The following is a 21,512-nucleotide window of genomic DNA, read 5'->3' as shown; positions in this document are numbered from 1 at the left end:
AGTGACTGGAAATGACGAGGATCCCCGAAAATGAGCGCAATATAATGGAGCAGGCAATCTACCTCCCGATGGTATTGACCGTGTTAAACCGCGATCGCCTAATAGTGGAAAAAAGCCCTTTTAAGCTGAAGGAGCCCTATCTTGAATTAATTGAAGAAACGATGAAGGTGATTCAAAAGGAATTACATGAGGCAAAACTTTTCATGAGGCAAAATAAACTTCGCGTTGAGGAACTCAAACGGGATGAATCATTTACTATGTATCTTTTCTTATTCAAAGGCTACGAGGAGCAGCATAATTATTTTAACCCGAGGATTCGGAATAAAGTTCAGGAGCTGCTCAAGCATTACTTATTTAAGAGACACATTCTTTTCCATACAAAAACAGAAGCCTAGCTGTGCGCTTCGTCTTCTGTCCTTAAATGTATTAATACGGGTTTGGATAATTTCCGGGCGGGTATTCCAAATGTCTCTGCCCCCTAAACATATAAGATGCTTTTTTCTCTGTTTCCTCCATACGCTGTGTAAGCCTCGTTCTTAATAAGGCTGTTCTTAACAACTGGTTTTCCAGAGAATGATAGGATATCGGCAGCGTGAAACTCTTCTTATTCCTAAAAAGCACTTCTGAGGTATGAGTATCTATACGTCTATGGTCCAATACATGCCCATGTGAAATCCATATACATTGAGGGTTCGTTGGTGAAGTGGTCGGCAAAAAGTAGATGAAGCTGTTAGGATCAATGATGATTGGGACTTTATGAGTAATTCCTGTAAGCTGCCTTGTTCCATCCTTTCTTCCCTCATAACTTGAGCCGAAATACTGACAGCTTTTTTTAATAATGTCAATTGGTTTATATGGTGATAAAAATTCATCCTCATATTCAATTACTTGCGAATAAATTTTGCTCCCATACGGAACAGGTAATACCAACATCGTATAGGGATTAACCTCATATTCCTCAATATGGCTTCTATGTTCCCTTATCATTTGTTCCTCTCCTTGGCTTGCAGTATCCCACAAAATTATCATATCATTTGCTTTTCAAGTTTTATTAAAATTGTATTAAAGTTCGGATTATATTCACAATTCAATAATTCAATTAAAATTTTCTAAAAATTTAAAAAATTAGTTGATTATCTTTCCCTAACTCCATATAATATAAAAAAGGTCTAAGAGGTGAGTTCGATGAAGGAAAGATCATATTCTGAAATAATGAGAGCCAGTGTTATGAAGCAGAAGCAGTCTAAGAAAACCTTTGTTATGGATATATACATTGATATGCTTATTTCTGAAATTAACCTGAACGTTCAAAAGGAAAAGCTCTTAAACCGCATCGACCAGGCCATTGATGAAAAAGATCGGGAGTCGTTCTTGTCGCTCACAGAGGAACTGAAGTATTTAAACAAAAAATTTGGAACGTAAGTATTTTATTATTTTGGCTCTTTTCAAAAGATTGTTGTTTTTGCAGAGTTGTGAAAACAAAATTTGATTGGAGCGGAAGATGCGAGACTCCTCGAAAATAGCTATCGCATTTCCTTCGTGCGTGGGAAAATTCGAGGATGCCCAATCAATGTCCAGCGGGATCAGCGGGACAGGTGAGACCCCGCAGGCGCCAATGCCAATGCGCCGAGGAGGCTCACCGCCCGCCCCGCGGAAAGCGAGCATCTAAAGCGAAAACCAACGACTGCATTTGTTAAATAGCAACAAAGTTTACGAAAACAGCCATTATTGTTAATTTATCGCCATGATTTCCCTGTGATGAAGAGTAAACAAAGTGTCCTAAGCCATTTGCTTAAACCCTCAAGTCCATCAAAAATATATTTAGCAAACAATAAAAAAGGGCCTCAGGGGCCTTTTTTATTGTTCTAAATTCCTTTTCTGGACCTCAAATTCCTCGAGCATCGAAATGCGTTCCAACATGGTAGGGTGGCCATATCTGAACACTTTTACAAGCGTAGGCGGGTTAACCTGGCTTAACCCTGCTTTAGTCAGTTCCTGAAAGGCCATTATCGCTGCATCCGGGTTTTCTGTCATTTCAATCGCAAATCTGTCTGCTCTCGCTTCCTGGTAACGTGATACAAAATTGGTAAGCGGACTGGCAGCAAACATAAACATAGACAGAATCAGCAGAAATAGCGGAAGAGACCTGATATCTCCAATAGCCCCTACTTTTAGCTCTTTACCCCAGCGACCTATCGCCCAGTTCATTAAGCGGGCTGTCAAATACAGACCGACCAAAGATAGTAGCAAGTAACCGGCAATCCCGGTATATAAATGTTTTTCCACATAGTGGGCCATTTCATGCGCCATAATAAATAGAATTTGGTCGTCATTCAACCTGTTCAGCGTAGTATCCCATAAGACAATTCTGGAATTGGAACCTATTCCCGTTACATATGCATTCAAAGCATTTGTCTTCTCAGCCATATTCACTTCAAACACATGTTCAGCTGGAATATGTGCTTCGTTTGCCAGCGTTAAGATTTTCGTCTCCAGTTCCTTATCCTTCAACGGATAAAAATCATTGTATAGCGGATCAATTATGACCGGCTGCAAAAACATGATAAATAATGTAAATGGAACAGACAAAAGCCAGGCATACAGCCACCATAGCTTATTACTTTTATTAATCAGCCAGTATAATACCCCTACGATCACAAACATCATCCCATAGTTAACCCAGAAGTCGATTAACTCATCCTTCATCCACGATGAAAAATTCTGGGTCGATATGTTATAGGTTTTTGACAAGGTATAACTAATATAGCTAAGAGGAAAAGTTGCTAAATAAGCAAAAAACGAAAGCCAAATAAGATAGACAGCAGTCTGGACGGCTTTGTACGGGGACGTCTCTTCCCCCCAGCGTTTGAAGGCTTTAGAAAAGCCAAACAGTAATATCAGAAAATAAAAAAGCCACTCAAACGGTGTTGATAGAAAAAAAAGCAAATTCCTTATCTTTGAATACTCCTCGCTCAGCATTAACTCCCTGCTATTTAAAAATGTGGCAGGGTCTGCCCTAGAACCTTCAAGTTCAAACGGTAAGCTGGTATCTGCAAAATAAAAAATATACCAGTACATGGCAAACCCATACAAGATATAGGATAACACCGAATAAAAGGCCATTTTTCTTACCACAGCTATTCCCCCTTTTCGTACAACCATTCTATACTTATTTTAAGTCTAAAATAAATAATTAGAACAACAAATAAGAAAAACCGGGCAAAAACCGTAACAGTTCCGTTTCCCATCACAAACATTAAAAATGCAAGTTAAAGTGAATAACAATTCCAGATCAAATTGTCACTCATTTATTATTGGTGCAAAACCATTTGGGTGGTAATTACATGGAAATTCGTATAGGGAAATGCACCCCGAATTGTAGAGGTTAAATGGCCGTAGTACCTCCCACAATTTTACCCTTAATTTGATAGACAATTTATCTTACAAAAAGCATTTAAAAATAAGCAACTCAAAACCGGCCACTTGAGCAGGGCCGGTTTTGTATTATTTAATATTCAGTCTGTGTTAGGGTTCATTTTTGAATATTCGGCTGCGTCGGTTGAAGCGCTTAGTCGGAAATCAACAGATCCAAGTTAAAAGAAAACAGAGTAAGCTGAAAGGACAGCAATCGAACCAATAACGACTACAATAACATTGGCACCGAGGAAGGCTGCTATAAACGCAGCGGCTGCCCCAATAATTCCATACCAGATGTCCTCCTGAATAAATAGGATAGCAGGGAATATGAGCGCACCAAGAGTCGCATATGGAACATTTTTTAGCACCCCTTGCCAAAAAGCCGGCAATTCCTTGCCCTTAAACATAACAAATGGCAGCATTCTTGGGATATAGGTTACTGCCGCCATACCAATGATCATAAGAATAATTTCTCTATTCAACCCTGCTCAGCCTCCCCTGCCTTTTCAGCGTCTCCACTGCTTCAACTAGCACCGCTGATAAAAGAGTCGCTGCAACAATAGCCCAGCCCGTTGACATCAAGTCCGCAAGAGTGAAGATGGAACTAAACGCAGCAGCAATTGCTGCTAAGTACAAAACCTTCATGCTTCCTTTTATAGATGGAACCAACAGACCAATAAACATTGCATACAGGGCAACTGACATACTTTCCTGCAGGGATTGAGGCAGACCAGCTCCTACTATAAAACCAACACCAGAGTTAACGACCCAGCTCGAATAGGCAACTAAGCTGAGACCAAGCATATAGCCTGTCGTAACAGAACCTTCTCTTGTTGCGGCAACCGAGAAGGTTTCGTCCGTTATACCAAAAGAATATAACATCTTATTACCTACTGGCTCATCTTCACTTTTTTCATTTAGAGAAGCGGACATTAAAAAATGTCTTATATTAACAATGAAGGTTGTAAGTATGATTTCGAACATCCCTATACCCTGTACTAGCAGGCTTAAGGCAATATACTGAGATGCACCAGCAAATACAAGCAGGCTCATCATGACTGTTTCACCTAAGGTCAGGCCTGTCGTTTTTGCTAAAAGACCAAAGGTTAAAGCAACCGGGAAGTACCCAATGCCTATACTAATCCCAGACTGCACACCTTTTTTGAATTCTGAAGCTGATGTCTTCTCAAGAGCCAACTCGCCCATTGTGGTCACCATCCAATTTCCCATAAATATACTCTGCCTATAAAATATGTACTATAATAAACTAAAAGAATGCTATAATGAAACTATTATAACTTATTATACATATGTACGTTATATTGTACAATTGTTTTGGAGGAAAATATGGAAAATATCCAACAAAATATCAGCCGAAACTTAAGGGCAATCCGAAAATCCAGAGGTTTAAGCCTTGACCAAACCGCAGACCTGACAGGAGTGAGTAAAGGAATGCTTGGCCAAGTAGAGCGTGGCGAATCCAATCCAACAGTTACTACTCTCTGGAAAATTGCTACTGGACTGCAAATCTCCTTTTCTACACTGATTAAAGAGGAACCCTCAGGTGTTCATATTATCCACCAGGATCAGATCGAATCTGTAATGGAACAGGGCGGAGATTACAGGGTATACCCGATCTTCCCTTTTGACCCGCGAAAGAAGTTTGAAATTTTTACAATTGAAATTGAATCTGGCTGTAAACAGGATTCCGATAAGCATAATGATGGAGTAGAAGAATATATAACAGTTATCTCCGGTGAGCTTGAACTGGTTATCGGACGGGAGACCTATCAGATCCCCGCGGGCAGCTCGATCCGCTTTAATGCCAATCAGCAACATTCTTACCACAGCCGCAGCAGTCAAATGACACGATTTCAGGTTGTCATGTATTACTCTTAAAGATTTTCATGCATTAAAAGCAAAAGCGCAAATAAACTGAAGGAAAGCGGCAAAATTGACTCGGTGCTAATTTATCGCAGGAAGGTTAGCAAATTTCACTAGTCACTGATCGAATGCGAACAGCCCCTAAACGCAGAGAAAGACACATGGTATGTTCCCATGTGTCTTTGTTAGATTTAAATGAGAATTGCCTTATCACTGCTCATCTTTTCTCCGCGGATTCGCTGGAACTCTGCAAGAAGTTTATCAACAGATAAGGCTTCTTTTTCCTGTTCCTCTGCCTCAAAAATGACTTGTCCCTGGTCCATCATAATCAGGCGGTTCCCTAAATCTAATGCTTGCTGCATGTTGTGGGTAACCATCAAGGTAGTCAGGCCGTACTTTTCTACTATTTCTTTTGTCAGTTGTGTTACAAGCTCAGCTCTTGATGGATCAAGCGCAGCAGTATGCTCATCAAGCAGGAGAATTTTCGGTTCGGTAAAAGTAGCCATCAAAAGAGACAAGGCTTGACGTTCTCCTCCGGACAGAAGTCCCACCTTTGCCTCAAGACGGTTTTCTAGACCAAGATGGAGATTTTCAAGCGTTTCCTTAAAAAAGGAGCGCTTCTTTTTTGAAACTCCGAGGGCCATTCCACGCTTCTTCATTCTTCCATATGCAATCGCCATATTTTCCTCAATTGTCATGGAAGGAGCTGTTCCTGCCATAGGATCTTGGAAGACTCTGCCAATCAATGAGGCACGTCTATGCTCACTTACTTGAGTGACATTCTTGCCATCAACCTTTACCACACCTAGATCAGGAAAAATCTTGCCTGATATGACGCTCATTAGCGTTGATTTTCCAGCTCCATTACTTCCAATAACAGTGACAAAATCACCTTGCTTAAGATCTAAATTCACATGATCAAGTGCAATCTTCTCATCTGGTGTACCTTCGTTAAAAACCTTATAAATCTGTCTTAACTGCAGCAAGGCTTTGCCCCCTCTCTTCAAAAGCAGCATCGTCTTTTTCCTGTGCTCTTGCCAGGCGTTTTTTTCTTCGCTTCTTCTCTCGTTGTTTATCGAGTATTTTAGGGAAAATAAGTGCACTGACGACAATGCAAGCTGTGATTAATTTCATGTCTCCCGTTTCAAGGAATTCAACCCTCAATGCGAGAGAAACGATAATTCTGTATAATATAGCGCCTCCAATTACTGCAATCGTCGCACGTATAATATTCTTTGCTCCAAAAACTGCTTCACCGATAATAACAGATGCCAAGCCAATGATGATCATACCGATTCCCATGCCCGCATCACTGAAGCCGTTGTACTGCGCAATTAAAGCTCCAGAAAATGCAACAAGTGCGTTAGAAAGGCCAAGCCCGATTATTTTAAGAAAGTCTGTATCAGCTGAAAAGCTTTTAACCATTGTTTCATTATCTCCGGTTGCTCTGATAGCCAGCCCAAGGTCTGTTTTAAAGAACCAGTCAAACACAAATTTAATGACCAGTGCTAGCAGCATCATGATCATGATAACTGCCCACGTTTTCGGAATAAAGTTAGAAACCCCGATTGCTGCTAAGCCGGCTTGAATTCCATCATCAATTCCAAGGCTTTTCCAGAAATCTGTAATCTTCGTGATCACAGTTTCTTCAGCTAAAAGCGGGACATTGGATTTTCCCATAATTCTCAGATTAATAGAATATAGAGCAATCATCATTAAAATACCAGACAATAATGGGTTGATTTTTCCCTTTGTGTGTAAAAGCCCGGTAATACATCCTGCTAAAAAACCTGCCAAAAGCGCTGCGCCTGTTGCCAAAAATGGGTTGACTCCTGAGACAATAAGTACCGCAGCTACCGCAGCACCGGTTACAAAACTGCCATCGACCGTTAAGTCTGGAAAATCTAATATCCTAAAAGATAAATATACACCTAAGGCCATTAAAGCATAGATAAACCCTGCCTCTACTGACGTAAAAATTGCTGTTGGCATGCTACCTCTTCCTTTCCACAAAGCTAAAGCTGAAACTCTGGCTGTTTAGCTCCAGCGGAAACCTAACTTTAAGATTAGCCGGAGCCTTTTTGAATTATTTAATCAACATTTTCATTATCTATTAAATTTACAAAGCTTTTATTCGGTAAATTCCGCTAGATCGTTCCACTCGTCTTTTATATCAACATTCATTTCTTCAGCTGCTTTTTTGTTGATCAACAGCTTTAAGTTTTGCGGGTATTGAACTGGCGATTCTTCAGCTGTCTTCTCACCTTTTAAAATCTTTGCTGCGATTTGTCCAGCCTCATAACCAATATCTTTATAATCAAACCCGTAAGCTGCAAATCCTCCGCGTTTAACGGAATCAAGCTCACCAACAAACAATGGGATGTCATTGTCATTCGCTACTTGGATAACAGATTCCAATGCTGAAACAACTGTGTTGTCCGTAATAACATAAATAACATCTGCTTTTCCTACTAATGATTCAGCTGCTTGTTTGGCCTCAGAAGAATTGGATACGGTAGCCTCAACAAGCTTAAGATCGGTCCCAGTCATGGCTTCTTTCACAAGTTCAATCTGTGCAGTTGAATTTTGCTCGCCTGCGTTATAAATTACTCCGACATTCTTTGCGGAGAAATGCTCACTGATGAATTTAACTGTATTAGGAATCGCATCCGGATGAGTGTCAGTTGTTCCCGTTACGTTACCGCCAGGATTTTCAAATGAACTGACCAGTCCTGCTCCTAGAGGATCCGTCACAGATGTAAACACGATCGGAATATCTTTTGTTGCATTCAATGCACCAAGAGCACTTGGCGTAGAGTTGGCAAAAATTAAGTCCACATTATCCCCAACAAAGTTTTGGGCGATTGGAAGGGTATTGTTCGTATCACCCTGTGCGTTTTGCACATCATATTCAACATTAAGGCCTTCATCTTCTAGGGCCTCCTTAAATCCTTCATAAGCAGCATCAAGAGAAGGATGTTCAACAATTTGAGAAACGCCAACATTATACGTTTTTGCTTCCCCTTCTCCGTTTCCTCCTTCACCGTCAGAACTTTCTGAACCACAAGCACTTAACATAACAGCACTTAAAAGCCCTGCTGCTGCTGCAATTCTCCATTTTTTCAACATTATATATCCCCCTTATTTCTATCTTCTATCATTATACTTTTTTACTTAAACGCTTTTATGCTTTTATTCACTAAATTATAATGCTATAACATACTTAATTTCAAGCTTTTTCACTAAATTTTTAGAAAAGTTGAAGAAGCACATTGTATTCTTGATATATATTAATAGCCCGAGTACTGATAAACACTTGTAGATGGAATTTAATCAGGAGATTACTATATTTCTTCTAAAGTTTAATAAGATATTTTATTTATTGCCTAACCGTATACGCTTATCTCCTGTTGCTATTTTCAATGGGAGATGGAGGTTGAATTTAGTTCGGCTATTTTCAACTGTATAGAAATCTTTCTTGAATAAGTCCGCCGTCCGGCAGCCTCTATTTACCCTTAAAGTGCGGCTTTCGATTCTGGCTGAATGCTTCGAGAGCCTCTATCCGATCCTCGGTTGGAATAGTGACTTCATAAGCTTTTCTTTCAATCTGCAAGCCTGTTTGCAGATCTGTGTTCATTCCTTGCTTGATCGCAAACTTAGCCTGCTGAATAGCGACCGGTCCGTTTGCCAGGATTTGCTGAGCAAGCTTAAAACATTCATCAAGCAAAGCCTCTTTCTCAGCAAGACTATTTACAAGCTGATACTTAGCCAAAGCTTCCTCCGAGGTGATTCTTTTTGCCGTCAGTATTAATTCAAGGGCTTTTGCCTCTCCTATCAGCCTTGGCAGCCGCTGTGTTCCTCCAGCTCCAGGGATGATAGCCAGGCTCGTTTCTGTCAGCCCCATTTTGGCCCCGTTTGCGGCAATTCGAATATCACAAGCTAGCGCTAGTTCCATTCCTCCGCCAAAAGCATATCCATTTATCGCCGCAATCGTTGGCTGGGGCAGCTGGTCAATCGCGGTAAATACCTCTCCTATTTTTAAAAGGTTTCGTTTTACTTGTTCAGCTGTTAAGCTTTTACGCTCTTTTAAATCAGCGCCAACACTGAACGCTTTATCTCCAGCTCCCGTAAAAATAACCGCGCGGACTTCTGGGTTGACCCGAATATTCTCCACATGCTCAAATAGCTCATTTAGCATTTCATAATTAAAAGCGTTCATTGCTTCAGGCCTGTTTAACATGATAACTCCAATGTGGCCAGTAAGGTTAAAGTTAACTGTCATTATGGTTTTCCCTCCAATAGACTTAAATTCTCTTAAACTAGTTTTCGTCGCCTTTATGCTAATTTCCTGCTCGGAATAACGCTGGTAATTCCACTGCAAGCCTAGTAACACGGAAACAAAAAAATACCAGGGCCATAGTCGGCACCTGGTACGTTATCTAAAATCTGCAATTTACTTATTCTCTTGTAATACCTTATCTTTCAAAGCACGGCGCAGAATTTTTCCTGTAGTGTTTTTCGGCAGTTCTTCTAAGAATTCGATTGAGCTTGGAATTTTATACTTTGCCATATGCTCTTTGCAAAACTCTAGAAGCTCTTTTTCAGTTAAGTCAGGATTCTTACTGACTACATAGCTGCGGACAGACTCACCGAAGTTAGGATCTGGCACGCCTAAAACGGCCGCCTCTAAAACATCTGGGTGCGAGTAAAGTACTTCTTCCACTTCCCGAGGGTAAACGTTATAACCTCCAACAAGAATTAGGTCCTTTTTCCGGTCAACGATATAAAAATAACCTTCTTCGTCTACCTTTGCTAAATCTCCTGTATAAAGCCAGCCATCACGTATAGTTGCAGCTGTTTCTTCCGGCATTTTGTAATAGCCCTTCATTACATTTGGTCCTTGAACAATCAGTTCACCTACTTGTCCAACTGGTACTTCTTCTCCAAGCTCGTCAACTACCTTATTTTCCACATTTACAATGGACATACCAATAGATCCTGCCTTACGGGGCCGATCAAGCGGGTTAAAGCAAGTAACAGGAGATGCTTCAGACAGCCCATAGCCTTCTGAAATTCTAACATTAAATTTCTTCTCAAAATCCTTTAGCAGCGCAACAGGCATGGGAGCTCCGCCAGAAATGCACAGGCGCAGGGATTTCAGGTCCTGCGGGTTACCTTCAGGATGCTGCTGAATAAAATTGTACATGGTTGGAACGCCTGCAAACACAGTCGGTTCAAATTTTTGACCGATTCTAAAGATCTCAGCAGGACTAAACTTAGGAACAAGTAGTAACGTTGCCCCGTTCATTAGTGGGGCATTAAGTGCAACAGTCAAACAGAATACGTGGAACATTGGCAGAGTAGTAATAACCTTATCGTCTTTGTTCATTCTTAAGTATTCTCCAACGTCTTTCGCGTTGCTAAACAGATTGCGTTGAGTCAGCATGGCACCCTTAGGTCTTCCTGTTGTTCCGGAAGTGTATAGGATAACAGCTGTGTCATTCTCATCCGTTTCAGGTCCTTTAAATCCTAGATCCCCAGAACCGATCACCTCTGCAAACGGTTTCAATTTAGGATAAACAGAAAGCTTTGTAACATCTAGATCTGACTCTTTAACTTGGCCTGATTCACAGACGATAAACTTCTCGACTGATGTAAGCTGCTGATGCATTTTTTCAACACCAGGCAAGAGCAAATCGAGCCCTACAACTATTTTAACGTCACCGTTTTTAAGAATATAACCAATTTCATCTGCAGTATAAATTGGATTTACTGGAATAACTGTTGCACCAAGCCGCATTGCGCCATAAAGGCTGATGATGAAGTGAGGTGAATTCCCTAGAAGCAGCGCAATATGGTCACCTTGCTTAACCCCTAATTTTTCAAGGCCTGATGCGAACTTAGTCACAGCTGCATCCAGCTCTGCGTATGTTGTTGTCTGATCCATGAAATAGTATGCCGGTTTCTGTCCTAGTTTAGATGCTGTTTCATGAAGTTTTTCCGAAAGATTCATTTACCTTCCCCCTTTGACTCGTAAATACAGTTGCGGGACTCGCAAAAATATTCTAAATATATTATATTGAAAGAAAGTTAATGATACAAGAAATTTGTCTAATTTTCTTTAATATTAAAAAAACACGATGACAGTTGCCACCGTGTTTATATTTAATAGACATAGTTTTAATTTACTTAACAGTTAATTCCGCGGCTGCATAGATTAGAGTGGAGGACATCGGACTCTTGCAGGAGGCGGGTCCGGGACAGACCTCTTAGACGGTATATCCCTAGAATGCTCCTGGACTCTTCCGCGAAAAAACGAGATCTGCAGCGGAACTCAGCATACAAGTTTAACAGAGCCATTCAATAAACTAAATTAATAAAATCCTCTTTGGTTATATTTCCAAAATAATATTTCATTTCCAAATCGTTTAAAGCTTCCGCAATTTCAGATCTTTCATAGTTAACCCCAATTAACCTATCCTCCACTTCCTTCACATCTCCAACACCAAAAAAGTCACCATAGATTTTACAGTTTTCAATGATCCCTTTCGTGACATCGAGCCTTACATCAACTTGGCCGACAGGAAACCTGTGTGAATGCTGAAGGTTAAACTTTGGTGATTTACCATAGTTCCAATTCCAGTTTTTATAACGCTCCTGTGAAAGCTGTTCAATGTTCTTCCAATCCTGTTCAGTCAGTTTATATTCTGGAATTTCAGTGGTATTTTCAAAAATATTATTGAGCAGCAAAGTCCGAAAATCTTCTATACTAATGGCCTCTTCCATTAACTCGGAAATGTTGGCTACTCTGCTTCGAATTGATTTAATCCCTTTTGATTCTATTTTATCCTTTTTTACATTTAACGCAGACACAACATGTTCTATTTCTGAGTCGAACAAAAGCGTTCCGTGGCTGAACATTCTTCCTTTTGTAGAAAATTGTGCATTACCGGAAATCTTTCTGCCCTCAGCAACTAGATCATTTCGGCCGCTGAGCTCCGCCTGTACACCAAGCTTATGTAATGCCTTTACTACAGGTTCAGTAAACTTTCTAAAGTTATGAAAGCTCTCTCCGTCATCCTTGGTGATAAAGCTAAAGTTTAAGTTGCCGAGATCATGATAAACAGCGCCCCCACCGGAAAGGCGGCGGACTACATGTATGCCATTATCTTCTACGTACTCTGTGTTAATTTCTTCAATCGTATTTTGATTCTTCCCGATAATAATCGAGGGCTCATTGATGTAAAAGAGCAAATAGGTTTCATTTATATCCAAATTTTTTAGTACATACTCTTCAATAGCAAGATTGATCCGCGGGTCGGTTATTCCTTTATTATCAATAAATAACATATGTATTCCCTCCAATTTACAATGTAACTGTTAAACCTTCCTCGGCAAGTACAATCTCACCGGTAAAATGGTTTGAAGCTTCTTGGGCAAGCTGCTGAACATCCCCATAGTGCGGAAGGTGTGTGAGTATTAATTTACCTGCATTTGCTGATTGGGCTATGGTTCCTGCATCAGTGCTATTCATATGACCAGCATTTTTGCCATCCTGATGCGCATAAAAATTGCACTCACTTAGTAAAATGTCTGTATCCTTTGCGAAAGAAATGAATTCCTTTTTATATGCGGTGTCTCCTGTATATACAATTGAACTCCCGCCCGTCTCAATTCTCATTGCATAGCATGGGACTGGGTGATTGGTGAGTAGAAACCGAATTGTAAAAGGTCCAATATTGATCGTATTCTCCGGCTGATAGGCGACCCCTTTTGTAATATCCTTATATGTAAGTTTTTTAAATTCAGACTGATTTGCGTAATGCGCATATATTGGTAGTGTATCTGGCTGGCCCTTTAAAAATCCCTGTATCAGTCGGGCATGCTGCAGAACTCCAATATCAGCAATGTGGTCAGGGTGGTAATGCGAAAGAATAACTGCATTTAACTTTTCAGGAGAGACGAAGTTTTGCAGCTTGGAAAGTACACCACTGCCACAATCTATCAGCAATTTAAAATCGCCTGCCTCCAGTAAGTACCCTGTACTTGCCTCATTTTTTTTCGGATAGCCGCCCCAGCAGCCAATAACTGTTAACTTCATTAGTCTGCCTCCTTTGAATATTTACCTTTTACTATACCTTATTATTAGCAGAAATCCTCATCATGAGAGTTAGCTCGTTGTTTTTTTAATCTTTGACCTTAAGATACTTTAGGACTATTAAAGAAACAAAAAAATTATACTTCGGGCAAGCTGTATCAGTACAGTTCATTTTTTTGAAAATTGTATTAAAACATTTATTGACAAGGGTGATCTGTTATAATACAATACAATTAATAAAAATATTTGTATTATAACAACTATTTAATTGGAGGTTATCAGAATGCTTGAAAATATCTTGGATTTCTACAAAAACTTACCGCCTAAAAACTGTGCAGAGTGTGGAGAACAGATTGCCGAGCAGCATGAATGCTATGGAAACAAATGTGACAGCTGTCTCGATGTTACCAGGCTGTAAATCTGCTAACCTATTAACTTGCTGGCCCTACGGCCGGTGCATTAACTTAACTTGTGTTCCATTCCCTTCCCCGCAGCTTTAAGCTGCAATATAAAGCCAGCCCTTATAAAAAGTGGCTGGCCCTTTTTGTGTTCTTTTATTTCAGGAGAGTATTTTTTGTGAATGGCAAGCTATCATTTTTTAAGCTTGAGATAAGTCAGAATAGCCTCTACCGCGGCTTCCCCTTGATCGATACAATCAGGTAAGCCAAGCCCCTCAAAGGAACTTCCGCCTACAAAAACACCCGGCAATTCCTGCTTTAGGGATTTTTTTAATCTGTCCACCCTGTCTTTATGTCCCACTGTGTATTGAGGCATAGAATCCTTCCAGCGGGAAATTACTGAAAACTCTGGTTCTGCTGATATGTCCATCGTCTTTTTCAAATCATCCATAACGGTCTTTATAATTTCTTCGTCAGAAAGATCCACAACTGCTTCGTCTCCTGCTCTTCCTACATAACAGCGCAGAAGGACTTTCCCCTTAGGAGTGGAATGCGGCCATTTTTTATGAACCCAGGTACAGGCTGTAATAGAATAATCACTATTACGTGAAACAACAAACCCAGTACCGTCAATATCCTGTTTAACAGCTTCTTCTGGAAAAGCCAAGGCAACAGTAGCAACAGAGGTTGATGGCATATTGATGAATTCCTCAAATATATTTTCATTATCAGAAAACATATTGAGCGCAGATTCATGCGGGGCTGAAACGAGTATAGCGTCAGCTTTATCAAATGTCCCATCACTTAGCCTTAGTTTGTATCCAGCCTCTTCTTTCGCAACTCTATCAACTCTTACACCTTTAAGCACAGTCCCAGGTTCAAGTTTAGCTTCGATCGCTTCAACAAAGGACTGCAAACCTGTTGTTACAGTCAAGAATATGCCTTTTCGCTGTGATGTCCCAGCCTTAACAGGTTTCTTTTGCACAGGTGTCCCTTTCTTCATCCCACGAATCAGGCTGCCATGCTTCTGTTCCACTTCAAAAAATTGCGGAAATGTCGCCATCAGGCTTAAGTTGTCAATATCACCTGCATAAATACCTGATAACAGAGGTTCGATTAAATTTTCAACAACCTCATCTCCAAGCCTGCGCCGAAAAAACGAACCCAGAGACTGATCATTTTCTTCCTTAGAAGGCGGCATAACAAAGTCTGCCGCAGCTCTAAACTTACCTGGCCACGAGAATAGGGCAGTTGATATAAAGGGGCGAATTTCAGTAGGAATTCCCATTACTGATCCCCCAGGCATAGGATGTAAACGGTCTTTAACGAGAACATAGGATTTCCCTGTTCCATTATTAACAAGCTTATCTCCAAGCCCTACTTCTTTAGCAAGACGTGCGGCACTTTCCTTTCGTTCTAAAAAAGAATCAGGGCCTCTTTCAATGACAAAGCCATCCTTTACAACCGTCTGCATTTTACCCCCAAGGCGATGGGAAGCTTCAATCAATCTCACCTCAAGCGGCAGCTGATTATCGCGGGCGTGTTTTTGGAGGTAGTATGCTGCAGCAAGTCCCGTTATTCCTCCCCCAACAATAACAACCTTTTGTTTTTCATCTACCACGATTAATCGCCTACTTTTCTAAAGATTGTTAGATTGATTCAGATAGCTTATTTAAAACGACAGTGGCCATCGAATCAATAAATTCTGGCTGGGCGTTTGGCATAGGTGGTCTGTAATAGCTAGCACCCACCTCATCAGTAACAATTTTGCATTCATAATCATTATCATAAAGTACTTCTAAATGGTCGGCTACAAATCCGACTGGTATATAGACAAAAGCCTTGTAACCATGCTGATTATACAATTCACGTGTTAAATCTTGAACATCCGGTCCCAGCCAAGGTTCAGGTGTATTACCAGCACTTTGCCAGCCAATCTCATAATTCTTAACTCCTGCCATCTCGGCAATAAGATCAGCAGTTTCTTGTAATTGATGAGGGTATGGGTCTCCTGATTTGAGAATTTTTTCCGGGAGGCTGTGCGCTGAAACAATCATCACAGCACTTTCTCTATCCTCGCCTGTCATACTTTCAAATGTCTCTCTGACCCTGTCTGCCCAGTAGCGAATAAACTTCGGTTCTCTGTACCAGCTCTCAATTGAATGGATCTCAGGACCACCCAGGGTTTCAGCTTCTTCCTTGGCCCGGCCGATATAAGATTTAACACTGAATGTTGAAAAGTGTGGTGCAAGAACAATGCTGATGGCCTTTTCAATTCCATCATCGTACATTTGTTTTACTGCATCCTCAACAAACGGTTCTATGTGTTTTAAACCGAGATACATTTTAAATTCATAATCGTCTTGGACCTTGTTTAAATGTTGCTCGAGCTTCTTGCCCTGTTCCATTGTAATTTCGGCTAATGGAGAAATGCCCCCAATTGCCTCATACCGGTCCTTTAGATCTGTTAGCATTTCTTCAGTCGGCTTACGGCCATGGCGAATATGGGTATAATAACGTTCGATGTCTTCTTCCTTGTATGGAGTGCCATATGCCATTACAAGCAATCCTAGTTTTTTCTTTGCCATTGATTACACCTCTTTTTTTATTCCTAAGCATTTATTTTGCCAAAAAACCTTTAAACTTACCAATAAAAAAGAGGTTATTTACCGATTTTAGCACTAGAATATTCATGAACAAATGAAGTTAATCTTTTCAATGTTTCAGGGTTTACCTCAGGGAAAACACCATGGCCAAGATTAAAAATATAGCCTGGAGCTTCCATTCCCTGATCGAGTATTGCTTTGGTCCTCTCCTCAATCACTTTCCATGGAGACAATAATATGGAAGGATCCAAATTCCCTTGTAAAGTTTTAGTCATACCCATTTGGCGCGCTTCTTTTATTGAAAGCCTCCAATCAAGCCCCACTACATCAAGAGGAAGATCATGCCATTCGCGGGAAAGGTGGCTCGCTCCGACACCAAACATAATTAAAGGCACGTTTTCTTCTCTAAGTGAAGTGAAAATCCTGTGCATTACAGGTTTAATATAATGGCGGTAATCAGTAACATTAAGTGCTCCTACCCAAGAATCAAAAATTTGGATAGCTCTCGCGCCTGCTTTAATTTGTGATTTCACATAAGTGATTGTCATATCCGCAAGCTTGTCCATTAAAGCAAACCAAGCTTCTGGCTGAGAGTACATGAAAGCTTTAGTTTTGTTATAGTTTTTCGAAGGACCACCTTCAATCATATAGCTAGCTAGTGTAAACGGGGCTCCCCCAAAACCGATTAGCGGAACAGAAAGCTGCTCTTGGGTCAATAACCTAATTGTGTCAAGAACATATGGCACATCACTTTCGGGATTAATTTTCCCGAGTTTTTCTACATCTGACAAGGACTTAATTGGATTAGCGATCACCGGGCCGATTCCTGATTTGATTTCAACATCAATACCAATTGCGGGCAGCGGTGTCATAATATCCTTATACAGAACAGCTGCATCTACGTTATATTGTTCAACAGGGAGCCTGGTTACATAGGCACAAAGTTCCGGCTGGTGCGTTATTTCAAATAGAGAGTATTTTTCTTTTATTGCTCTATATTCAGGCTGAGAACGCCCTGCCTGCCTCATGTACCAAACAGGAACATGATCCGTTTGTTCTCCTCTAGCAGCCTTTAAAAATGTGTTGTTAATTATTTTGCTCATTAAAAATTTTCCACCTTTCATGACTTCTCTGTTTATCATTGTAATATAAGAGGAATAAATTAAAAAACAGTTAATCCTTTTTTTCACTCATCTGTCTTTTTAAAAACAAGTAAAGTGATTGAAGTATAATTAATTGCCGCCGGACGGATAGAATAGAGATCCGTCAGCTTCAGCTTTGGGAGCAGTTGTGAAATCCCAACTTGGCTATATACACTATATCCCTTTACTCCCTTTATTCCTAGTTACCAGTATCAAATGTCAATAAATTGACGTTTTTATGCGGCAGATTCAAATGACTATATAGGAAGATTGTTTTTGATAATTTGGCTTAGTAAAACATGATCTAAAAAATACTTATTAGAGGAGATTCATATGAAAACATTTATAACAACCGGAACGCTGCAGTTTCTAAGTAATTTAAAGAAAAAGTTCCCTAATGAAAATATGCTGTTAATGTCAAACTCCACAAACACATTGATACTCCATGAAACCATTGGAAAGACTGTTTTTCAGGCTCCCCGAAAATATGAAGTATTAGATAGCTCTGGGTCATGGGATACTGCCAGTTTTATAGTATTTAATAATATTCCAGTTACAGACGAAGGCAGGCCAGTGTTTGAATATCAATATAAAAATCGTCCGCGTCTAATTGAGAAACAGCCGGGTTTTGTTGCATTCCGGCTCCTGCGCCCCATTGGTTCTGACACTTATATTGTCCTTACAGCTTGGGAGAATGCAAAAAGCTTTGAAGACTGGAAAAACTCAGCTTCTTTCGAAAGCACTCAAAAGATGTTTTCTGAAGCTCCAGGCAAAAAATCCAGCACAATTTTTTCTGAAGCTCCTTATTCGGCAGAATACTATATAGCAGAAGAAAATCAGGAATAACATTCACACCGAAGAAGAAATCCAATCTCATGCAATAGCTTACCTCCTGCGGATTATTATATAGCCAAGCTGCTAAGAAACTCCAGAAAGCCACTGGCTTTCTATTGATGGCTTCCAATTTGGTTAAAAGCATTGGCCATTTAGCTAAGTAAAAATCCTAAATTAAGAAATCGAAAACTATACTTGAACAGCCCCGAACAGTCCTGCTCCAAACTGGGAAGGGCTGTTTCTTTTAAGTATGCAGCTGTATTTCAGTCACGTTCCTATTCGGATTCCCTTCTCAGAAGCGGTTTTTATCATTCGCGGATTACCAATTTCATAAATTTTGATGCCATAGGCGAACCCTGTTATTACATCTGATGGATAATGTGCCCCAGCAGCCACTCTGCTAAGTCCGGTCAAAACAATTAAAAGCGCAGCAGAACAGGGGACTATTCTTCTTGTCCAAACAGCTTCTCGATAACTCTGAATGATAAAATAGGCCGTAAATGTATAAAGAACTGTTCCAACCATTGCATGCCCACTTGGAAATCCAAATGAATCTGAATCTATCCATATATCCAGCCCCGGCCGCAGACGTCCATAATATAGTTTCAAAAATGTATTTAGACCATATCCTCCTCCAACAGCCACCAAGAAAATGATGATTCCCTTATAATCTCTTTTCCTCCTCCATAGCCAAAACACTACTGTACCGGCTATAGCCACAATCCCAAGTTTAGAAGCAACAGCTTCAAAGACAGATAAAAAATCCTCTACCGCATGGTTTGTGAGCTGTAAAATAAATGGAGTAATTACTTCATCAAACCCTAAAGTCCCCTGGTTCCCTTTTAGTTTTACCATGTAGGTAAAATATAAAATTATTGCTGCTGCCAGCCATAATATTAAGGTTCTATTTTTTTCATTTACACCCAACCTTTGTATTTATCCTAACTCCTCAGAATATTATTATAATAGTAAAAATACTCACAAAATACTGCTATTTAGCCTTACAGGAATGATATAATTGGAGGACTAAAACGTCAGGCAGACCGAAAGGGAGGATATAGTGGAACACTTATTCAGCAAGCTTGAAAGCTATTATGAGGAAATGGTGGAGATTAGACGATATCTGCATCAGCATCCAGAGATATCATTTAAAGAAGTAAACACGGCAAACTATATCAAAGCTTATTATGAAAAGCTTGGGATTGAAGTAACAGGCGGAGTAGGCGGAAATGGAGTGGTAGCCCGGATCCGGGGAAATAAGCCCGGTAAAACAGTTGCTTTAAGGGCAGATTTTGATGCTCTTCCTATACAGGATGAAAAAGATGTTCCGTATAAATCGCTAGTACCAGGAGTTATGCATGCTTGCGGTCATGATGGCCATACTGCAACACTACTTGTCCTTGCAAAAACTCTTAACGAGCTAAAAGATGAACTTGCCGGTACATATGTGATGATTCATCAGCATGCAGAAGAATACGCGCCGGGCGGTGCGATATCGATGATAAAAGACGGCTGCCTTGAGGGCGTGGATGTAATCTTCGGAACTCATTTGTGGGCCAGTGTCCCAACTGGTGTTATACAATATCGAACAGGTCCTTTTATGGCTGCAGCAGACCGATTCGAGGTATCCATACAGGGTCAGGGAGGACACGGTGCTCAACCGCACAAAACGAAGGATTCTATTGTCACAGCCTCTCAACTTGTTATCGCTCTTCAGCAAATTGTTAGCCGCAGAGTTAATCCTGTAGATTCAGCCGTAGTAACAGTAGGATCTTTCGTTGCAGAAAATGCTTTTAATGTAATCGCAGATAAAGCGAAATTAGTCGGAACAGTCCGAACCTTCAATGAAGAAACCAGAACCTTTATCGAAAAAGAAATTGAGCGAGTTATCAAAGGTACCTGTTATAGTGCAGACTGTTCTTATGATTATGTTTTTGACAGAGGATATCCAGCAGTTGTAAACCATCAGGCCGAAACTGAATTCCTTGCAGCAGCCGCGGACCTGGTTCCAGAGGTTAATCTTATTGAAGAATCAGAACCTCAAATGGGCGGTGAAGATTTCGCTCACTATCTTCAGCGGGTGAAAGGCACGTTTTTCTTTACAGGGGCTAAGCCGCTTAATACGCCTATTGCATACCCTCACCATCACCCGAAATTTGATATTGATGAGAATGCCATGCTAATCGCAGCTAAGACACTAGGAACAGCTGCACTAAATTACCATGCCTTTCAGTCCGATGAGACAAAAAGCTTTGATCCTGCCAAAGCTTAGCAAAGTAGCACATTAAAGTATTAGAAGCCTCCACTGCCTTATATGGCGGCTGGAGGTGTGTTTAATAATCTAAGCCTGTATGAGTTCATTGCTGTTTCACCCAAATGGTCCAAAAGACTGTAATTCGCATACGCTCCCACAGCAGCACCTATGACTGGAACTAACTGAAGCATCTTTACAAAATCAATATAGTCTCGGTACTCCTGTTGGAACTCATGCCAGTCTATCTCTGACCCGGCCTTTCCCCCCCTGTTATCCCATTCTTCAATGATCCTAAAGGTTTCTCTCTGCTTATCATCGCTTGAGAAGGCAAGCTTAAAAACATGAAGAATAAATAATCGTTCCTCGTAATCGGCCGGATTGTACCCATATATGGAAGCTGCCTCAAACAAAAACCTCATTTTTATGGATAAAAGCAATGGGAAATCAGCAAGGCCAAGCATAAAACCGCCAGCCCCAGTTCCCGCTCCTTCAACTGCCGCTGTTTTTCGGTATGCACCCATTTTTTTCAACACAAGCTGATCTCTTTCAAAAAGTGACAACCCGTTAGCTTGGTTTTTTTTAACTGTTAAATTTGAACCAGCGAGGGTAGCCTTTACCATGTTTTTTATTCCTTCCGTTAATACTTTGTGGACTTTCGCTGGAATTAACTGATTGACCTTGGATTGGGCTCTTTTGGAAACACGTTTAAGGATTCCTGACCTTTTCAGCAACTGTCTTTTCCACATTATAACCTCTTCATAAGCTTTTAGTTCATATTCGTTCATCACTTCCACCTCATTTAATTAATACGCCTCGGCACCCAATTAGTTACGTAACTTCTTTGAACCTCTCTGTTCTTTCATTCGATGGTCAGCAGAT

At 40.5% G+C, this 21,512-nt stretch carries 22 protein-coding genes; 6 read left to right on the top strand and 16 right to left on the bottom strand.

The genetic code is table 11. The features are described 5' to 3' along the window. Nucleotides 1-11: 11 nt before the first annotated feature. The gene (locus HRJ06_RS06535; RefSeq protein WP_174730680.1) at nucleotides 12-395 is read left to right on the top strand and encodes a YhjD family protein; all 384 of its coding nucleotides are present in this window, start codon (nucleotides 12-14) and stop codon (nucleotides 393-395) included. A 31-nt stretch (nucleotides 396-426) separates the two neighbouring features. Here the strand turns inward: HRJ06_RS06535 and HRJ06_RS06530 are convergent, their stop codons facing one another. After that, nucleotides 427-987 carry a competence protein ComK gene (locus HRJ06_RS06530; protein ID WP_174730677.1) on the bottom strand — a complete coding sequence of 187 codons (561 nt, stop codon included), beginning with the start codon at nucleotides 985-987 and terminating at the stop codon, nucleotides 427-429. A 198-nt stretch (nucleotides 988-1,185) separates the two neighbouring features. Between HRJ06_RS06530 and HRJ06_RS06525 the strand changes: the two genes are divergently transcribed. Continuing rightward, nucleotides 1,186-1,422, top strand: coding sequence for an IDEAL domain-containing protein (locus tag HRJ06_RS06525; protein WP_174730674.1), 237 nt, complete (start codon nucleotides 1,186-1,188; stop codon nucleotides 1,420-1,422). A 435-nt stretch (nucleotides 1,423-1,857) separates the two neighbouring features. Here HRJ06_RS06525 and HRJ06_RS06520 read toward each other — a convergent pair whose 3' ends face one another. From HRJ06_RS06520 to HRJ06_RS06510, 3 genes are all read right to left on the bottom strand, one after another. Beyond that, nucleotides 1,858-3,135, bottom strand: a complete 1,278-nt coding sequence (locus HRJ06_RS06520) for a M48 family metalloprotease (RefSeq protein WP_174730671.1) — start codon at nucleotides 3,133-3,135, stop codon at nucleotides 1,858-1,860. A 458-nt stretch (nucleotides 3,136-3,593) separates the two neighbouring features. Beyond that, complete coding sequence (locus HRJ06_RS06515) at nucleotides 3,594-3,878, bottom strand: AzlD domain-containing protein (RefSeq protein WP_422392716.1); 285 nt, start codon at nucleotides 3,876-3,878, stop codon at nucleotides 3,594-3,596. Nucleotides 3,879-3,891: 13 nt separating this feature from the next. Continuing rightward, complete coding sequence (locus tag HRJ06_RS06510) at nucleotides 3,892-4,623, bottom strand: AzlC family ABC transporter permease (protein WP_174731155.1); 732 nt, start codon at nucleotides 4,621-4,623, stop codon at nucleotides 3,892-3,894. Nucleotides 4,624-4,764: 141 nt separating this feature from the next. Between HRJ06_RS06510 and HRJ06_RS06505 the strand changes: the two genes are divergently transcribed. Next, on the top strand, nucleotides 4,765-5,316 hold the full coding sequence (locus HRJ06_RS06505) for a helix-turn-helix domain-containing protein (protein WP_174730665.1): 552 nt from the start codon (nucleotides 4,765-4,767) through the stop codon (nucleotides 5,314-5,316). 176 nt (nucleotides 5,317-5,492) lie between these two features. On the opposite strand, the gene HRJ06_RS06500 is transcribed toward HRJ06_RS06505, so the two are convergent. From HRJ06_RS06500 to HRJ06_RS06470, 7 genes are all read right to left on the bottom strand, one after another. After that, nucleotides 5,493-6,287 carry an ABC transporter ATP-binding protein gene (locus tag HRJ06_RS06500; protein WP_174730662.1) on the bottom strand — a complete coding sequence of 265 codons (795 nt, stop codon included), beginning with the start codon at nucleotides 6,285-6,287 and terminating at the stop codon, nucleotides 5,493-5,495. Then, the gene (locus HRJ06_RS06495) at nucleotides 6,262-7,293 is read right to left on the bottom strand and encodes an ABC transporter permease (RefSeq protein ID WP_174730659.1); all 1,032 of its coding nucleotides are present in this window, start codon (nucleotides 7,291-7,293) and stop codon (nucleotides 6,262-6,264) included. The genes HRJ06_RS06500 and HRJ06_RS06495 overlap by 26 nt, the downstream gene beginning before the upstream one ends. 138 nt (nucleotides 7,294-7,431) lie before the next feature. Beyond that, nucleotides 7,432-8,430: an ABC transporter substrate-binding protein gene (locus HRJ06_RS06490; protein WP_174730656.1), complete on the bottom strand. Its 999-nt coding sequence runs from the start codon at nucleotides 8,428-8,430 to the stop codon at nucleotides 7,432-7,434. A 376-nt stretch (nucleotides 8,431-8,806) separates the two neighbouring features. After that, nucleotides 8,807-9,583 (bottom strand): enoyl-CoA hydratase-related protein, encoded by a 777-nt coding sequence (locus HRJ06_RS06485; RefSeq protein ID WP_174730653.1) that lies wholly within the window; start codon nucleotides 9,581-9,583, stop codon nucleotides 8,807-8,809. A gap of 171 nt (nucleotides 9,584-9,754) precedes the next feature. Continuing rightward, nucleotides 9,755-11,314 carry a fatty acid--CoA ligase family protein gene (locus HRJ06_RS06480; protein WP_174730650.1) on the bottom strand — a complete coding sequence of 520 codons (1,560 nt, stop codon included), beginning with the start codon at nucleotides 11,312-11,314 and terminating at the stop codon, nucleotides 9,755-9,757. A 347-nt stretch (nucleotides 11,315-11,661) separates the two neighbouring features. After that, nucleotides 11,662-12,651 (bottom strand): lipoate--protein ligase, encoded by a 990-nt coding sequence (locus HRJ06_RS06475; protein ID WP_174730647.1) that lies wholly within the window; start codon nucleotides 12,649-12,651, stop codon nucleotides 11,662-11,664. A gap of 16 nt (nucleotides 12,652-12,667) precedes the next feature. Beyond that, entirely contained in the window at nucleotides 12,668-13,402 is a 735-nt protein-coding gene (locus HRJ06_RS06470; RefSeq protein WP_174730644.1) for an MBL fold metallo-hydrolase, read from the bottom strand. Nucleotides 13,403-13,682: 280 nt separating this feature from the next. On the opposite strand from HRJ06_RS06470, the gene yhfH reads away from it, so the two are divergent. Beyond that, nucleotides 13,683-13,817, top strand: coding sequence for a protein YhfH (gene yhfH, locus HRJ06_RS06465; protein ID WP_174730641.1), 135 nt, complete (start codon nucleotides 13,683-13,685; stop codon nucleotides 13,815-13,817). A gap of 173 nt (nucleotides 13,818-13,990) precedes the next feature. Here the strand turns inward: yhfH and hemY are convergent, their stop codons facing one another. The 3 genes from hemY to hemE all read right to left on the bottom strand — a co-directional run bounded on the left by hemY (nucleotide 13,991) and on the right by hemE (nucleotide 17,506). Next, a complete protein-coding gene (gene hemY, locus HRJ06_RS06460) occupies nucleotides 13,991-15,418 on the bottom strand; it encodes a protoporphyrinogen oxidase (protein WP_174730638.1) in 1,428 nt (475 codons plus the stop codon). A gap of 28 nt (nucleotides 15,419-15,446) precedes the next feature. Continuing rightward, a complete protein-coding gene (gene hemH / locus HRJ06_RS06455) occupies nucleotides 15,447-16,385 on the bottom strand; it encodes a ferrochelatase (protein ID WP_174730635.1) in 939 nt (312 codons plus the stop codon). Nucleotides 16,386-16,459: 74 nt separating this feature from the next. Then, nucleotides 16,460-17,506, bottom strand: coding sequence for a uroporphyrinogen decarboxylase (hemE, locus tag HRJ06_RS06450; RefSeq protein WP_174730632.1), 1,047 nt, complete (start codon nucleotides 17,504-17,506; stop codon nucleotides 16,460-16,462). 372 nt (nucleotides 17,507-17,878) lie between these two features. Here hemE and HRJ06_RS06445 point away from each other — a divergent pair, with 372 nt between their 5' ends. After that, nucleotides 17,879-18,391, top strand: coding sequence for an antibiotic biosynthesis monooxygenase family protein (locus tag HRJ06_RS06445; RefSeq protein ID WP_174730628.1), 513 nt, complete (start codon nucleotides 17,879-17,881; stop codon nucleotides 18,389-18,391). A gap of 255 nt (nucleotides 18,392-18,646) precedes the next feature. Here HRJ06_RS06445 and HRJ06_RS06440 read toward each other — a convergent pair whose 3' ends face one another. Beyond that, nucleotides 18,647-19,306, bottom strand: coding sequence for a phosphatase PAP2 family protein (locus tag HRJ06_RS06440; RefSeq protein WP_174730625.1), 660 nt, complete (start codon nucleotides 19,304-19,306; stop codon nucleotides 18,647-18,649). Nucleotides 19,307-19,436: 130 nt separating this feature from the next. Between HRJ06_RS06440 and HRJ06_RS06435 the strand changes: the two genes are divergently transcribed. After that, a complete protein-coding gene (locus HRJ06_RS06435; RefSeq protein ID WP_338421063.1) occupies nucleotides 19,437-20,651 on the top strand; it encodes an amidohydrolase in 1,215 nt (404 codons plus the stop codon). Nucleotides 20,652-20,689: 38 nt separating this feature from the next. On the opposite strand, the gene HRJ06_RS06430 is transcribed toward HRJ06_RS06435, so the two are convergent. Continuing rightward, nucleotides 20,690-21,418 (bottom strand): EcsC family protein, encoded by a 729-nt coding sequence (locus HRJ06_RS06430; RefSeq protein ID WP_174730621.1) that lies wholly within the window; start codon nucleotides 21,416-21,418, stop codon nucleotides 20,690-20,692. Nucleotides 21,419-21,512: the final 94 nt, after the last annotated feature.

The organism is Mesobacillus harenae (assembly GCF_013343715.1).
Lineage (GTDB): Bacteria > Bacillota > Bacilli > Bacillales > Cytobacillaceae > Mesobacillus_A > Mesobacillus_A harenae.
Note: the sequence above shows the minus strand (reverse complement) of the source record. Positions and strands in the feature narration are given on the sequence as shown.